We start from the raw sequence: 14361 nt of genomic DNA on the forward strand, positions 1-14361 counted from the left end.
TTTTCCCTTTCTCATCATAAATATAACCACAAATTATGTTAGCCCTAATATTTTCTAAAAACAAGGGAAGCAGTGTTACGTTTTAATTACAGGATTTTTTCCCGCAAAAAAAGACCACCGGAAGCAACCGATGGTCATTTAGAAGTGTTCAAGATTTACTTAACGGCATCCTTCAAGGCCTTGCCTGGCTTGAAGGCTGGAACCTTGCTTGCAGGAATTTCGATTTCAGCGCCAGTTTGCGGGTTGCGGCCCTTCCGAGCAGCGCGTTTACGAACTTCAAAAGTCCCAAAGCCGATCAATTGTACCTTTTCGCCCTTAGCAAGTGCTTCTTCGATTGATGCAAACAAAGCGTCAACGATTTGAGCAGATTCCTTCTTGCTGAATTCAGTCTTTTCACTTACAACTGAGACAAGTTCAGTCTTGTTCATCTTGTTTCCTCATCTTTCTATTAAAAGGCCCAGCAAAATGCCGAAGCTTAATCATATGCTTAATTATAGCAAAACTTTGCCGCCGCAACAGCCTTTCTCTGAAATAGCTGAGAAAAAATACCAAAATTACAAAAACGTTTTAGTGTAATATTCCTACTTCACTGGCACGCAGTGCTTGTCGTTGATGGCCTTGACCTTGTCCACCCGCCGGCGGTACTTTTCTTCCATCAAAGGATCCGTGGTCAGCCAGGTCTTGACGATTTCGCCGGCCATCATATCACCGATGATCTTAGCCCCTAAACAAAGGACGTTGGAGTCGGTGTGCTGGCGGGCAAGCTTGGCGCAGAAAGGATCCTGGCAGACCGCGGCGTAGATGCCGTTGATCTTGTTGGCGATCAAGGCGCTGCCATAGCCAACCCCGTCAACGAAAATGCCCCGGTCGCATTCGCCCTTGGCTACAGCCAGGCTAGCTGGGTAGACGAAGTCTGACAGGTCGCAGGATTCTTCATTATCAGTCCCGAAGTCAACTACTTCATAGCCATTTTCTTCCAGGTAGGCCTTGATTTCGTTCTTCAAGCGGGTGCCGGCGTGGTCATTTGCCATTGCAATCTTCATGTTTATGCCTTCTTCTATTTCAATAAAAAACTCTTTCGCTTCTATTCTACCATTTTCAAAGAAAGGGGAAAGTTGCGCGTAAATTTTAGCCTTTTTTAAATAAGTTCATGCATTTTGATCAATTTCTTGCCATATTTGTTTCTAATTATCCGGATAGAATCTTATTAATATCAAGGAAAGTATTTTATGGCAAGGAGGGACTACAATGTCTGCCAGAAAAGTTATCACGAGTGTACTCGCCGTCGGAACAACCATCGCTATCGCCATCGACGGCTATCTCTTATTTTTAAAAGCTGACCAAGCCAATTCTACTGCGTCTACAGCTTCATCCAGCACAAGCACTGCTGCTTCATCTGCTTCATCAACTTCATCTTCTTCAAGTTCATTCACGTCCAGCGGCTTAAAAGACGGAACCTATAGCGGTAAAAGCGTCAGCACCCAGTGGGGCGAGGTCCAAGTCCAGATCAAGGTCAGCGGGGGAAAAATCACCACGGTCAATGTCTTAAAGTACCCGTCAGACAACGACCATTCCCAGCAGATCAACGACCAGGCCCTGCCTGTCTATAAAAAAGAGGCCATCGCGGCCCAGAGCGCTGACATCCAGCAGGTTTCCGGGGCTACCGTCACCTATGAGGGCTTCACCCAGTCCCTGCAAAACGCCATCACCCAGGCAAAAGAAAGCTAGTGGCGATCATGACTGTAACCTGCCTTAACCAAACAGTGGAAGCCATGACCATTCCTTTCACTGTTTCCGTTGCTGTTCAAGGAGAGGCATCCCCGGACTTGACCCAGGCTTTTTCAAACTCCTGCAACAAAATTCATGCAGAATTAAAAAGAATCGAAGCTGATTTTTCCGCCTTTTTGCCGGACTCCTTAGTCAGCCGCTTTGCTGAAGGCGATGAAAGCATCCTCTTGGCCAATACTGAATTTCAAGAGGTCTACGCGGCTGCCCTTTTAGCTAAAGAAGAAACGGCTGGCGCCTTTGACCCTTATTTTGCCGGCAAATTCAATCCCACCGGCCTGGTCAAGGGCTGGGCAGTGGAAAAAATCTTTGCCTCCTGCCTTATGCCCCTGGCGGCTTTTCCCGAAGTCACCGGCCTTTGCATCAACGGCGGCGGGGACCTGCAGGCCTGGACCAAGGGGGACTTCCGCTGGAAAACCGGCATTGAGAACCCGGCCCAGCCCCGCCTGCTTTTAGCCATTTATGATTTGGCCAGCCAGGCCTTGGCAAGTTCGGGCTATGCCTACCGCGGCCAGCACGTGACATTAGCCGGACCTGCCGACCTCAGCCAGGTCACGGTTCTTGCCCCAGACTTAACTTTCGCGGACATCTGGGCGACAGCCGGCCTGGCCATGGGCGAAGACGCCTTTAAGGAGCAGATTGCCCAAAGAAGGCTCAGCGGCTTATACGCCAGAAAAGACGGCCAGCTGGCCCTGTTTACAGAAGGAGAACTTCAATATGTTCAAAAAGCATGACTACACCTTGGGCGTCTTATGGGCGGCGGCGATTTTTATCCTCCCTTTGCCCTTCATCCAGACCCTGGAAGCCGGCCTGCCGGCCATCTATTATCCGCAAAAGCTGCCCATCATGGCCGGGACCATCGCCTATGTCTGGCTGCTATTGGCCATTTACCTCTCTACTCGCCCGCGCTGGCTTGACCGCTTGATCGGCCTGCCAAAGGTCTACATGATCCATGGCATCATGAGCCTGGGCGCCATCCTTTTAGCCTGGCTGCATATGCAAGGGTCACCTTCAGCTGGCCTTATCAAGCAGACTGGCAATATCGCCTTCTACCTCTTCTTGGGCCTGGCGGTTTATTCCATGGTCTTCATGGCCGGCTGGCTGACCAAGCGGATTCCATTTTTGGCAAAAATCAAGCAGGTCCTGGAAGAAAAAGTCTTCAAGCACGAGCTTTCCATTTGCCTGCACCGGTTAAACCTGCTGGCTGTCTTGCTGGTCTTTATCCACATCCAGCTGATTCCTTATATCCGGGCCATTACCCCCTTCATGGCCTGGATCTGGATTGCCACTGTCTTCGTTTTTGCCAGCTATTTCATCAGCCTGGCCAAAAGCCGGGGAAAAAGCAACGCCGAACTCCTTGACAGCCGCTTGATCGCTGACAATGTCCTGGAACTGACTTTAAAGACTGACCAGAATTTGGCTGGCTTTGAATCAGGCGACTTCGTTTTCCTCTCCTTTCCAGAAGAAAAAGGCATGGAAGAACCCCACCCCTTCTCCTTCGTCAACCTCCCGCAAGAAGAGAAGCAGGTTGTGCTGGCCATCAGAGGCGACGGGGACTTCACCAGACAATTGCAAGGGCTCAAGCCACCAGTCAAAGCCCGCCTCAGTCCCAGCTTTGGCCGCTACCAGGAAGCCATTGCCGAGGCCAAGCCGGACCAGCTCTTGCTGATCGCTGGCGGAATCGGGGTTGTCCCCCTCTTGTCGGTGATTGACGGCAATCCAGACTTGCCCACTAAAGTTTTTTACAATGCTCATACCAAGGAATCCTTGATCTATGAGGAAAAGTTCTACTACTGGAACAGCCGGGAAAACTTCCAGAGCCGCTGCCAGGTAGGCCGCTTTAAAGACGAGGAAATTTTGGATTCCCTGCCCGAAGATTTTTCAGGCCTCCAGGTTCTAATCGGCGGTCCTCAAGTCATGGCCGACCACTGGATCAAGCTATTAAAAGAAGCGGGCCTGCCTGCTGGGCAGATCTATTATGAAGAATTCGACTGGTAGAAAATAAGCCAAACAAAAAGTGAGACCAAACGGTCTCACTTTTTCTATGTGCTTAATTGGCGATGTAGGCGTACTTGAAGTTGTAGCAGACACCGGCACTGTTGTAGATAATGCCCTTGACCTTGCTCTTGATCATCCAGGCCTTGTTGGCTTGAGTCAGCGGAGTTACCCCCTGGTTGACCATCAAGACGTTTTCAGCCTTGGCCAAAAGCTTCATGCGGGCTGTCCCGGAGCTGGTCTTAGATGCCGCGATCAGCTTGTCGTATTCCTTGTTGCTCCACTTGCCGTAATTGTAGGAGTTACCGGTCGTCTCACAGTCAAGGAAGGAGATCGGGTCAGCGTAGTCGGCAATCCAGCCGGACAGGGTGCATTCAAAGTTGCCGGCCAGGACCCGGTTGAGCTTGGTCTTGGAAGGGATGCTCTGCACCTTGACGCTGATCTTGGAGCCAAAGGCCGTCTCCAGCTGGCTTTGGACAAATTCAGCCAGTTTCTTGGAAGTATCATCGTCAGAAGCTAACAGAGTGAAGGACAGTTTGCTCAAGCCCTCTTCCTTCAAGCCCTTTTCAAAGTACTGCTTGGCCAGCTTTTTATTGTAGCTGGTGTACTTTTTAGCTTCGCTGCTTTCTGCTAGCTTGGTGAAATCCTCGCCACTAACAGTGGTCAAGCCGCTGGAAGTAAAGGTCGTCGCTGCCTTGTAGGTGGCCCCTAAAGTCTTGGACAGGCTGGAGCGGTTGATGGCCATGGAAATCCCCCGGCGGAGGTTGGTGCTGGCAAACTTGCTGTACTTCTTCAAGTTGAACTGGAGGTACTGGGTGTTGGCCACTTTTCTGATCGTGTAGCCCTTGGACTTGGTCAATTGCTTGGAAGCCTGAGCGTCCAAGATGGTCCCGTCCAATTTTCCTGCCTGGTAGAGGTTGTAGGCTGTTGACGGGGACTTTTGAACAGAGTAGTTGATCTGGGTCAGCTTGACATTCTTCTTATCCCAGTAGTACTTGTTTTTGACCAGCTTCCAAGAGAGGTTAGAGCCAGACCAGCCCTTGTGAACGAATGGGCCGTTGTAGACCATGTATTTAGAAGCGGTCCCGTACTTGGATCCGTACTTCTTGACTGCTTGTTCATTTTGCGGGAAGAAAAGCGGGAAGGCCATCAAGAGCTTGAAGTATGGGATCTTCCGCTCTAAATTAACGACCAGCTTGTACTTGCCCACGGCTTTGATGCCAAGGGTGGAAGCTTTTTTCTTACCGGCCACGATCGCGTCAGCGTTTTTGATCCCAGAAAAAAGATAGGAGTATTCTGACGCGGTCTTCGGGTCAACCGTCCGCTTCCAGGAGTAGACAAAGTCCTTGGCGGTCAGGGCCTGGCCGTTGGACCATTTAGCATTCTTGCGGATATTGAAGGTCCAGGTCTTGCCGTCTTTAGAAACGGTTGACTTGGTTGCCAGGGCGTTTTTAACCTTGGCATTGTTGCCCAGGGTGTAAAGGCCCTCCATGACTTGGTTGACCTGGTTGAAAGAAACGTCGTCCATGATCTTGGACACGTCAATGGTGGACAGTTCCGCCTCTTCCATCCAGTTCAGCTTTTGATTGGCCGCGGTCTTGCTGGAACTCGTCCCGCAGGCAGCCAAAAGTGTTGACGTCATGACGGCCAAGCCGCCCAGGATAATTTTGCTCTTTTTCATGTTTTTTGCCTCAAATCAAACCAGACTGGTTCATGGGCACGCGATGAACCAGCACTACTGCCATTATTCCTAAACCTGCATGTCGCCTGTAGTTTCTCTCCTGATTCATCGCTTGTCACGCTCCTTTTATTGAGGTATAAATTAAGTTTTAAGTTATTTTTCATTCTATCAGTTAGAACGGAAAATGCAAGCATCTTTTTGTGAAAAAACAATTTTTAAGCAAAAAGGGATGAAATAATGCAAACAAAAAACGCGCCTGTGGATGTCCACAAACGCGTTCTTCGTTAATAATTAATGCCCGAGGGCTATAATTATTTAAGGGTAACAGTTGCGCCAACTTCTTCAAGCTTAGCCTTAAGTTCGTTAGCTTCGTCTTCTGACAAGCCTTCCTTAAGAACAACTGGAGCACCGTCAACAGTCTTCTTAGCGTCCAGCAAGCTTGCGCCAGTAACTTCCTTAACGATCTTGATAACCTTAACCTTTTCAGTACCTGCTGAAGTCAATTCAACGTCGAAGCTTGACTTAGCTTCTTCAGCAGCACCAGCGGCACCAGCAGCAGCTACAGGAGCAGCAGCAGTAACGCCGAATTCTTCTTCGATAGCGTGTACCAGGTCGTTCAATTCAAGAATTGAAGCACCCTTCAATTGTTCAATGATGTTAGCAGTATCCAAAGCCATTGTAATATCCTCCGAAAATATGGAATTTAATATCTAGTTTAAAATGACCAGACTATTCAGCTGATTCTTCCTTTGATTCAGCGACAGCCTTAACAACGTATGCAAAGTTGCGTACAGGTGCTTGCAATACAGAAAGAAGCATTGAAAGCAGACCTTCGCGATTTGGAATTGCAGCCAGTTCTTCGACTTGTTCCTTGGTAGCAACTTGACCTTCAAGTGCACCACCCTTAATTTCAACAACGTCGAACTTCTTAGCGTAGTCAGCAGCGATCCGGGCAGGTGCAGTAACGTTGTCTTCATCATCAGTGTAGATCACAGCTGATGGGCCAACGAATACAGGTGCCAAATCTTCCAAGCCGGCTTGAGCAGCAGCACGACGAAGGTAAGTGTTCTTGACAACCTTCATCTTGGCGTTGCTTTCACGCAATTCTGCACGGAACGCAGTAACTTCGTCAACAGTCAAACCAAGGTAGTTGATAACTACGATGGACTTAGCTGACTTAAGTTCTTCTGCAAATTCTTCAACGAATTTAGCCTTAGCAGCGATAATAGCTTGACTCAAAATTATTCACCTCCATAAAATTTTGTAAAATTCTACAAGGCCTAAAAAACTCCATGCCAAGAAAGACATGGAGAGTTTAATAATCTTCATTATCTTCTGGCCTCGGCGGGATTGTATTGAGGCTTTACGCCACCCACGTCTTAGGTTAGAAATTTACTTTATCTAGATTACCATCTGAAACAAGATCTGTCAAACCTTTTTCGCCACTTTTTGTAAAAATCTGCTAAAATCTACTGTAATGACTTTTAGGAGGTACAATTTTGAAGAGTAAACTGATCGACATTTTCTACTTCTTCTTAGCCGGCATTTCCGGCACCCTGGCTGTCTTCAGCATGTTCAAGGACCATTCCGCCGCCAGCATCGCTTTAGACGTCTTATTCCTCATCATCAGCGCCTACTTCATTGTCCGCGGCTTCCTGGACATCGAATCTGAAAACAAGAAGCTGAGCAGGAACTGGCAGATCCTCTCCTGGATCGCCTGGTGTCTGCTCCTCTTGGGCGTCATTTTGACCTTGACTGGCTATAAGCTAGGCATTAACGGCCTGGGCTGGGGTGGCTTCATCCTCTTCTTGCTCTGCTCATTCATCGTGCCTGAACAAGCCAACGACAAGAACTTCCACGTCAAGCGCCGGGACGAGACCGGTTTTGATGATAAAAATTAAGTCTGTTTTTTAGTATTTTTTAACAAAATAAACTAGCAAACGCTTGCAGCCTGCCTTTTGAAAAAGCAGGCTCTTTTTTTGCCCCTTTTTCAAACTTTTTCAGTATATTTCTTCTCTTTCTAAATTGGTCTAGAGTTTTACAAAAAGAATCTTCATGGTATAACTAAGAACATAAATCTTAGCAAGCAATTGGTATAGAGATAGAAGCAGAAAGGAAAAAAGGATGAACACAGCAAACACCGTCTTCTTAATTATCGCCGCCGTCCTGGTCTTGATGATGACTCCGGGCCTGGCCTTTTTCTACGGGGGCCTGGTCTCCAAGAAAAACGTGGTCAACACCATGCTCTCGGTCTTCATCATCTGTGCTTTAGCAATCGTCTTGTTCGTGGCCTTCGGCTATGAGCTCTGCTTTAACGGCAACGTAGCCGGGATTTTTGGCAAAGTCCAGCACTTCTTCCTCTCCGGCAGCGACTTGACCAAGGTTGTTTTAAAAGACCAGGGAATTACCGCCGCCAGCTACCTGCTTTTTGAAATGATGTTTGCCATCATCACCCCTGCCCTCTTCGTCGGGGCCACGGTGGGCCGGATGCGGTTCAACTTTCTTTTGGTCTTTGTCTTCTTCTGGTCCATCCTGGTCTACTACCCTCTGGTCCACATGGTCTGGGGCAATGGCGGGCTTTTGGCCGGCTGGGGGATCCTGGACTTTGCCGGCGGCACGGTCGTTCACATCAACGCTGGCATCACTGCCCTGGTCTTGTCCATCTTCTTAGGGCCCCGCTACCAAAAGCAGCCCCGTCCTTACAGCCTGCCTTGGGTCCTTTTGGGGACTGCCATCCTCTGGCTGGGCTGGTACGGCTTCAACGCCGGCAGCGCCTTCGGCATGAACCAAACGGCTTTGACGGCCTGCTTAACCAGTACGGTCGCGGCAGCAGCTTCCATGATGACCTGGCTTTTGCTGGAAGAAGCCTTCAGCGGCAAGGCCAGCCTGGACGGGATCTGCACGGGTACCCTCTGCGGGTTAGTCGGCATCACGCCGGGGGCTGGCTATGAAACCTGCGCCGGTGCCCTCTTTACCGGCATCCTCTGCAGTCTGGCCAGCTACTTCTTTATCAGCCAGGTCAAGGGGCGGCTCAGCTTTGACGATCCCCTGGATGCCTTTGGCTGCCACGGGGTCTCCGGCATCGTCGGTTCTTTGACTGTCGGCCTCTTTGCCAGTCAAAAAGTTGACCCGCAGATTTCCACTAGTGGCCTCTTCTATGGCGGCAGCTGGGAACTCTTAACTAAGCAGGCAGCCGGCACCCTCTTCACCATCGTCTTTACTCTCTTGATGGTCAGCTTGATTACCGTGGTCTTGAAGCGCTTCGTCAACATGCGGGTCTCCGCCCGTGACGAAGAAGTCGGCCTGGACCTCAGCGAGCACGGGGAATTCGCCGACTGCCAGATCAGCGAAAGCCAGGCTATCTTTGGCAAGTAGCAGCATTTTTCTCAATATCCTATTCATCAAATCATTTCACTTTTATCTTATCCACATCTTTTACCCTATCATCAAATCAAAAAAGCTTTGGCAAACAAACTGCCAAAGCTTTTTCTTCGTTTTACATGCTTTGTTTTTTGACTAGTTAAAGGAATACAGCCGCTGCAGGAGCAAGTAGGCCCCGCTGACCATCTGCCGCATAGGCAGGACGTCCCTTGAGACAAAATGGCCTACCAGCCGGCGTTTAAAGGACTTGTAGGTCTCCAGGTCATAAGTCTTCAAGAACTGCCAGAGCTCGTCTTTTTTGGCAATATACTCCTTCTTCTTGCCCCGGATCAAGATAACGCTGGTTACGCCCGTGACGGCCTCTAAGAAGTACTTCATGTATCTGGCATAAGGCGCCCGCTTGTTGACCTGGGAAGCGTAGAAGACGATCAGCTGCTTGTTGATCAAGATCTGCTGGTCAATCTTCTTCAGCATCACCTTTTCATTGACTGACTGGTCGTCTCTGCCGATAAAGTAGTGGTAGAGGTTGACCGGCAGGTAGCGCATGGTCTGCACCTCTACCATGGGCTCAAAGACAAAGATGTTATCATCATATGATACCTTAGTTGGCAGGGTTACCTTAGCCCGCTCCAGGACTTTCCGGTTGTAGATGACGGAGTGGAGCATAAAGTACTGGCCCATCCGCAACTTGACCTCATCCCAGGAGAAGGTCCGCCCGACCGGCAGATGCGGGAACTTGATTACCCGCTGGCGGCCAACGGCCGGCTTGTCATAGACATAGTTGGCCAAAAAGAGGTCGACTTCTGGATTCTGTTCCAGGTAATCCAGCACCTCTTGATAGGCCTCCTGGTCCAGCCAGTCGTCGCTGTCGACGATCTTGACGTACTTGCCCTTGGCCAGGCGCAGGCCGTGGTTGATGGCCCCGCCGTGGCCAGCATTTTTCTGGTGGACGACTTCCAGGTCCAGGTTTAAGTATTTAGCTTGGTAGTCATCTAGCATCCGGCCGGTTTCATCAGTTGACCCATCGTCAACCAGGATGATCTGCACCCGGTCACCGCCCGGCAAAAGGGAGTCGACGCAACGGTTTAAGTATTCAGCTGAGTTGTAGCAGGGAACGATAAGAGTTAATAATTTTTCCACCTTGATACACTTCTTTCAGTTCGGCTATTTGTCCCCTACTAGTATAGCAAGATTTCTTAAAAGAAAGCCTTTTCCAGCACTAAAATTTTCTTAAAGCAAGATTAGGGCAAAGAAAAACTCCCCGCCAAAAGGCGAGGAGCTTAATTAGCTTAACTTAGGGATAATTAGGCCATCAAAGCGATTGGGTCCAACTTGATCCCAGGGCCAAAGGTTGCGGCAACTGCGCAGCTCTTGATGTATTGACCCTTAGCTGAAGCTGGCTTTGCACGCAGAATAGCGTTTTGCAAAGCGCGGAAGTTTTCAGTCAATTGTTCTTCAGTGAATGAAACCTTGCCGATAGCAGCGTGGATTGAAGCTTGACGGTCGACACGGTATTCTACTTGACCAGCCTTAACGTTTTGAACAGCCTTGGCAGTGTCCATAGTAACAGTACCAGTCTTAGGGTTTGGCATCAAGCCCTTAGGCCCAAGCACACGACCCAAACGACCAACCTTAGCCATCATCATTGGAGTAGCGATGACAACGTCGAAGTCCAGGTAACCGTTTTGAACCTTTTCTACCAGGTCGTCTGCGCCGACTTCGTCAGCACCGGCAGCCTTGGCTGCTTCAGCTTGTGGGCCTTCAGCAAATACGATAACCTTTACAGACTTACCAGTACCGTTTGGCAAAACGATTGAGCCACGGATTTGTTGGTCAGCTTGCTTAGGGTCAACGCTCAGGTTGTAAGATACTTCTACGGAAGCGTCAAAGTTAGCGTATGAAGTTTCCTTAACCAGCTTGATAGCGTCTTCTACTGAGTACAACTTGTTGCTGTCAACCTTCTTGGCAGCTTCTACGTATTTCTTACCATGCTTTGGCATGAAAAATCCTCCTTGTATGTGTGGTCAAACGAGCTTTCTCTTTGCTCTCCCACCTGACTTGTTAATTGGTAAAAATTAACAAATTAGTCCTTTACTTCGATACCCATACTTCTAGCAGTACCTTCAACCATGCGCATAGCAGCTTCGATTGAGGCAGCGTTAAGGTCCTTCATCTTAGTTTCAGCGATTTCCTTAACTTGAGCAGTGGTTACTGAACCAACCTTGTTCTTGTTAGGTTCGCCTGAAGCCTTTTGAATGCCAGCAGCTTGCTTCAACAAGACTGGTGCTGGAGGAGTCTTAGTTACGAAGTCGAATGAACGGTCTTCGTAAACAGTGATGACTACAGGGATGATCATGCCCTTTTGGTCAGCAGTACGAGCATTGAAGTCCTTTGTAAAGCCAACAATGTTGATACCTGCTTGACCCAAAGCAGGACCTACTGGAGGTGCAGGGGTTGCAGCGCCAGCTGGAATTTGTAACTTAACAACGTTAATAACTTTCTTTGCCACGGTCAAAACCTCCTTGATTCCGTGATGCGGTTAAAATGGAGAGTTTCCACACTCTCCTCCCACAATAATAAAGTACGTTTAATATAGTACTCTGAAAAGCGGCAGAATGCAAGACTTTTTTCTTTAGTCTTCCATCTTCTTGACTTGGTCGAAGTCCAGTTCAGCCGTAGTAGCGTGGCCAAACATGTCGATGGTCAAGAAGAGCTTTTGCTTGTCATCCTGGATTTCAGCAATCTTGCCGACCATGCCGTTGAAGGCACCTTCGGTGATCATGACGTTTTCGCCAACTTCGTAGTCGTAGTCAACCTTTTCAGTTGCTTCGCCTTCTTGCATCTGCAGGATGGCTCTGACTTCTTCCTCATAAAGCGGGGAAGGCTTGGAACCACCGCCGTGGCTGCCAACGAAACCAGTAACGTTAGGAGTGTTCCGGACAACAAACCAGCTTTCGTCAGTCATGACCATTTCAACCAAAACGTAGCCAGGGAAGACCTTTTCGTTAACTTCTTCCTTCTTGCCGTGCACGTCTTCGATCTTTGGTTCTTGCGGAACGACAACCCGGAAGATGTAGTCCTGCATCCCCAGTGACTGGGCCCGGGACAGCAAGTCGGATCTAACCTTGTCTTCAAAACCAGAGTAAGTGTGCAGGACGTACCATTGCTTCTTGGCGGATTCTACCATAATTTCTTTAATCTCCTTTTTGGCAAACAAAAAAACCTCGCTAAAGAGGTTTTCCTAGAAACTAGCATGATTATAACATACTTTGTCGCTCTTACAGAACTAATTGAATCAATTTTGCAAAGGCCCAATCCAAGGCACCCAAGAAAATCGCGTAAAGCAGAGAGGTTACGACCACGTTCACCGTGTCGCGCCGGTTTTCCTTAGCACTTGGCCAATGAACCAGTTTCATTTCCTGACCAACGCTCTTAAAAAACTTAATCATCCCTGTCTACCTCGTTTCCTTGTGCAAAGTCTTCTTGCCGCAGTGCTTGCAAAACTTGTTCAGTTCCAAGCGCTTGGTGCGGTTGTTGTTTGCAGTGATTGAGTAGTTCCGTGACCCACAAACGCTGCAGGCCAAAGCTGCTTTCTTTACTGCCATAATATTCACCTTCAAACTTCATTTGATTTTAGCAAAAATCCGCCCTAAAAGCAACTATATATATGACCGACTTTGCCGGGCTTTATTTTCACATCTTAAGTGGTCCCTGTGTCATAATGGTACTATCGAAAATGCAACTGTTGTATTCCATGAGGAGAAAAAATGAATCAACACCCCGAATACCTGCTTAACAAGATCAAGTCTCCAGCTGACCTCAAGGTCCTGGACCTGGAAGAAATGAACCAGCTGGCTTCAGAAATCCGCCACTTGATCATCGAAAAAGACGCGGCAGTCGGCGGCCACCTGGGTCCTGACCTGGGGGTCGTGGAACTGACCATCGCCTACCACTACGTCTTTGACGCCCCTGGAGACAAGATCATCTGGGACGTCTCCCACCAGACCTACCCCCACAAGATGCTGACCGGCCGGGCTTATGCCTGGCTGGACCCGGAAGCTTACGGCAAGGTGACTCCTTACACCAACCCCGATGAAAGTCCCTACGACTACTACGCCGTTGGCCACACTTCTACCTCCATCTCTTTAGCCACCGGCATGGCCAAGGCCCGCGACCTTTTAGGCGGCAGCGAGCGGATCATGGCCGTCATCGGCGACGGCTCCTTGACCGGCGGGATGGCTTACGAAGGCTTAAACAACGCCGCGATGGAAAAGGGCAACCTGGTCATCGTCATCAATGACAACCAGTGGTCCATTGACAAAAATGTCGGCGGCTTGACCACGGCCCTAAAGAAGCTGAGAGACAGCCAAGGGAAGGATCCGGAAAATCCTTTTAAGGCCTTCGGCTTTGACTACCGCTATGTGGCTGACGGCAATGACCTGGAAAGCATGATTAATGCCTTCAGCGAAATCCGTGACGTCGACCATCCCCTGGTCTTGCACGTCAACACTTTAAAGGGCAAGGGCTATGAGCCAGCCGTCCAGGATGAAGAAAAGCACCACTGGGTCCGGCCCTTCAATTTAAGCGATGATTCGCCAAAAACCGTGGCCGCTGGCCCGACTCCAGCGGAAATTGCCGTTAAGACCGTGGCCAGCGCTATTGACGGCGGCCAGGAAAACATCATGGCCGTCACGGCCGCTATCCCTGGCGTCTTTGGCCTGGACTCCTTTAAAAAGTCTTACCCGGACCACTACCTGGACGTCGGGATCGCCGAGCAGGATTCCGTGGCCTTCGCGGCTGGCTTTGCCAAGGCTGGCGGTCGGCCGGTCCTTTTTGAAAACTCCACCTTCCTGCAGCGGGCCTTTGACCAGCTCAGCCATGACGTGGCCGCCAACAACTTGCCAGTCGTCATGATCGTGGCTGGCGGCGGGATCCAGGCCAACTCCAAGACCCACGTGGGCGTCTTTGACCAGGTCATGGTCAGCAACCTGCCCAACTGGAAGTACCTGGCCCCGACCAGCTTGACTGAAGAAGCAGCCATGATCAACTGGGCCTTGAAGCAAAAAGACAGCCCCGTAGCTATCAAGCTCCCGGTCCGGCCAGTTCCAGCCGGCGGTGCCGTTTTAGAAGGCTACCGGCACATCCACTACCAAAAGCGGCGGACCGGGCAAAAAATTGCCATCCTGGCTTTGGGCGACATGCAGGAATTAGGCAGCCAAGTTGCTGAAGAACTTGACGCTGCCCTCTACAATCCTTTGTCAGCCAACATTTTAGATACTGACTGCCTGGACCACTTAGCCCGCCACTACCAGGCCGTAGTTACTTTAGAAAACAACATCCTGGACGGGGGCTTCGGACAAAAAGTGGCCGGCTATTTAGCTGACCGGCCGATTTTGGTCAAGAATTTTGGCGAAAAGCGGGAATACACCGATGTTGACCAAAGCTACGACCAGATCCTGGTTCACAACCAATTGACGGCTGAGCAAATCGTTGCCAGCGTCAAACAATTATTTAACTAA

At 49.5% G+C, this 14361-nt stretch carries 17 protein-coding genes and 1 other annotated feature; of the genes, 6 read left to right on the forward strand and 11 right to left on the reverse strand.

Annotated elements, in window-relative coordinates:
• Positions 1-155: 155 nt before the first annotated feature.
• Complete coding sequence (locus ACYVUU_RS08130; protein WP_484500606.1) at positions 156-428, reverse strand: HU family DNA-binding protein; 273 nt, start codon at positions 426-428, stop codon at positions 156-158.
• A 153-nt stretch (positions 429-581) separates the two neighbouring features.
• On the reverse strand, positions 582-1043 hold the full coding sequence (locus tag ACYVUU_RS08135; RefSeq protein ID WP_439775802.1) for an RpiB/LacA/LacB family sugar-phosphate isomerase: 462 nt from the start codon (positions 1041-1043) through the stop codon (positions 582-584).
• Positions 1044-1248: 205 nt separating this feature from the next.
• Between ACYVUU_RS08135 and ACYVUU_RS08140 the strand changes: the two genes are divergently transcribed.
• The 3 genes from ACYVUU_RS08140 to ACYVUU_RS08150 are packed head-to-tail and all read left to right on the forward strand — an operon-like array spanning position 1249 to position 3783.
• Entirely contained in the window at positions 1249-1728 is a 480-nt protein-coding gene (locus ACYVUU_RS08140; RefSeq protein WP_439775801.1) for an FMN-binding protein, read from the forward strand.
• A gap of 8 nt (positions 1729-1736) precedes the next feature.
• On the forward strand, positions 1737-2519 hold the full coding sequence (locus ACYVUU_RS08145) for an FAD:protein FMN transferase (RefSeq protein ID WP_484500902.1): 783 nt from the start codon (positions 1737-1739) through the stop codon (positions 2517-2519).
• On the forward strand, positions 2503-3783 hold the full coding sequence (locus ACYVUU_RS08150) for a ferric reductase-like transmembrane domain-containing protein (RefSeq protein ID WP_484500607.1): 1281 nt from the start codon (positions 2503-2505) through the stop codon (positions 3781-3783). Before ACYVUU_RS08145 ends, ACYVUU_RS08150 begins: the two co-directional genes overlap by 17 nt.
• 52 nt (positions 3784-3835) lie before the next feature.
• Here ACYVUU_RS08150 and ACYVUU_RS08155 read toward each other — a convergent pair whose 3' ends face one another.
• From ACYVUU_RS08155 to rplJ, 3 genes are all read right to left on the reverse strand, one after another.
• Entirely contained in the window at positions 3836-5461 is a 1626-nt protein-coding gene (locus tag ACYVUU_RS08155; RefSeq protein ID WP_484500608.1) for a peptide ABC transporter substrate-binding protein, read from the reverse strand.
• Positions 5462-5772: 311 nt separating this feature from the next.
• Positions 5773-6138 (reverse strand): 50S ribosomal protein L7/L12, encoded by a 366-nt coding sequence (rplL, locus tag ACYVUU_RS08160; protein ID WP_439775797.1) that lies wholly within the window; start codon positions 6136-6138, stop codon positions 5773-5775.
• 52 nt (positions 6139-6190) lie between these two features.
• On the reverse strand, positions 6191-6700 hold the full coding sequence (gene rplJ, locus ACYVUU_RS08165) for a 50S ribosomal protein L10 (protein WP_439775796.1): 510 nt from the start codon (positions 6698-6700) through the stop codon (positions 6191-6193).
• Positions 6701-6733: 33 nt separating this feature from the next.
• Positions 6734-6863 (reverse strand) — a sequence feature (ribosomal protein L10 leader region).
• 97 nt (positions 6864-6960) lie between these two features.
• Here rplJ and ACYVUU_RS08170 point away from each other — a divergent pair.
• Both ACYVUU_RS08170 and ACYVUU_RS08175 read left to right on the forward strand, forming a co-directional pair.
• The gene (locus ACYVUU_RS08170; RefSeq protein WP_439775795.1) at positions 6961-7362 is read left to right on the forward strand and encodes a hypothetical protein; all 402 of its coding nucleotides are present in this window, start codon (positions 6961-6963) and stop codon (positions 7360-7362) included.
• A gap of 223 nt (positions 7363-7585) precedes the next feature.
• Positions 7586-8836 carry an ammonium transporter gene (locus ACYVUU_RS08175; protein ID WP_484500609.1) on the forward strand — a complete coding sequence of 417 codons (1251 nt, stop codon included), beginning with the start codon at positions 7586-7588 and terminating at the stop codon, positions 8834-8836.
• Between the two features lie 141 nt (positions 8837-8977).
• Here the strand turns inward: ACYVUU_RS08175 and ACYVUU_RS08180 are convergent, their stop codons facing one another.
• The 6 genes from ACYVUU_RS08180 to rpmG form a co-directional block, all read right to left on the reverse strand.
• Positions 8978-9982, reverse strand: a complete 1005-nt coding sequence (locus ACYVUU_RS08180) for a glycosyltransferase family 2 protein (protein ID WP_484500610.1) — start codon at positions 9980-9982, stop codon at positions 8978-8980.
• A gap of 164 nt (positions 9983-10146) precedes the next feature.
• A complete protein-coding gene (rplA, locus tag ACYVUU_RS08185; RefSeq protein WP_050890514.1) occupies positions 10147-10842 on the reverse strand; it encodes a 50S ribosomal protein L1 in 696 nt (231 codons plus the stop codon).
• Positions 10843-10925: 83 nt separating this feature from the next.
• On the reverse strand, positions 10926-11351 hold the full coding sequence (rplK, locus tag ACYVUU_RS08190) for a 50S ribosomal protein L11 (RefSeq protein WP_002876501.1): 426 nt from the start codon (positions 11349-11351) through the stop codon (positions 10926-10928).
• A gap of 123 nt (positions 11352-11474) precedes the next feature.
• Positions 11475-12029 carry a transcription termination/antitermination protein NusG gene (gene nusG, locus ACYVUU_RS08195; protein ID WP_484498942.1) on the reverse strand — a complete coding sequence of 185 codons (555 nt, stop codon included), beginning with the start codon at positions 12027-12029 and terminating at the stop codon, positions 11475-11477.
• 91 nt (positions 12030-12120) lie between these two features.
• Entirely contained in the window at positions 12121-12291 is a 171-nt protein-coding gene (gene secE / locus ACYVUU_RS08200) for a preprotein translocase subunit SecE (protein ID WP_270449140.1), read from the reverse strand.
• Between the two features lie 6 nt (positions 12292-12297).
• Positions 12298-12447, reverse strand: a complete 150-nt coding sequence (gene rpmG, locus ACYVUU_RS08205) for a 50S ribosomal protein L33 (RefSeq protein WP_270449142.1) — start codon at positions 12445-12447, stop codon at positions 12298-12300.
• 162 nt (positions 12448-12609) lie between these two features.
• On the opposite strand from rpmG, the gene ACYVUU_RS08210 reads away from it, so the two are divergent.
• Entirely contained in the window at positions 12610-14361 is a 1752-nt protein-coding gene (locus ACYVUU_RS08210) for a 1-deoxy-D-xylulose-5-phosphate synthase (RefSeq protein ID WP_484500611.1), read from the forward strand.

The sequence above is a fragment of the Lactobacillus sp. WILCCON 0058 genome (genome assembly GCF_057198005.1).

Excerpts from the sequence above, each read along its gene's own strand:
- ACYVUU_RS08130 (WP_484500606.1), bottom strand. The coding sequence starts at position 428 with ATGAACAAGACTGAACTTGTCTCAGTTGTAAGTGAAAAGACTGAATTC.
- ACYVUU_RS08135 (WP_439775802.1), bottom strand. The coding sequence starts at position 1,043 with ATGAAGATTGCAATGGCAAATGACCACGCCGGCACCCGCTTGAAGAAC.
- ACYVUU_RS08140 (WP_439775801.1), top strand. The coding sequence starts at position 1,249 with ATGTCTGCCAGAAAAGTTATCACGAGTGTACTCGCCGTCGGAACAACC.
- ACYVUU_RS08145 (WP_484500902.1), top strand. The coding sequence starts at position 1,737 with ATGACTGTAACCTGCCTTAACCAAACAGTGGAAGCCATGACCATTCCT.
- ACYVUU_RS08150 (WP_484500607.1), top strand. The coding sequence starts at position 2,503 with ATGTTCAAAAAGCATGACTACACCTTGGGCGTCTTATGGGCGGCGGCG.
- ACYVUU_RS08155 (WP_484500608.1), bottom strand. The coding sequence starts at position 5,461 with ATGAAAAAGAGCAAAATTATCCTGGGCGGCTTGGCCGTCATGACGTCA.
- rplL (WP_439775797.1), bottom strand. The coding sequence starts at position 6,138 with ATGGCTTTGGATACTGCTAACATCATTGAACAATTGAAGGGTGCTTCA.
- ACYVUU_RS08175 (WP_484500609.1), top strand. The coding sequence starts at position 7,586 with ATGAACACAGCAAACACCGTCTTCTTAATTATCGCCGCCGTCCTGGTC.
- rplA (WP_050890514.1), bottom strand. The coding sequence starts at position 10,842 with ATGCCAAAGCATGGTAAGAAATACGTAGAAGCTGCCAAGAAGGTTGAC.
- nusG (WP_484498942.1), bottom strand. The coding sequence starts at position 12,029 with ATGGTAGAATCCGCCAAGAAGCAATGGTACGTCCTGCACACTTACTCT.
- secE (WP_270449140.1), bottom strand. The coding sequence starts at position 12,291 with ATGATTAAGTTTTTTAAGAGCGTTGGTCAGGAAATGAAACTGGTTCAT.
- rpmG (WP_270449142.1), bottom strand. The coding sequence starts at position 12,447 with ATGGCAGTAAAGAAAGCAGCTTTGGCCTGCAGCGTTTGTGGGTCACGG.
- ACYVUU_RS08210 (WP_484500611.1), top strand. The coding sequence starts at position 12,610 with ATGAATCAACACCCCGAATACCTGCTTAACAAGATCAAGTCTCCAGCT.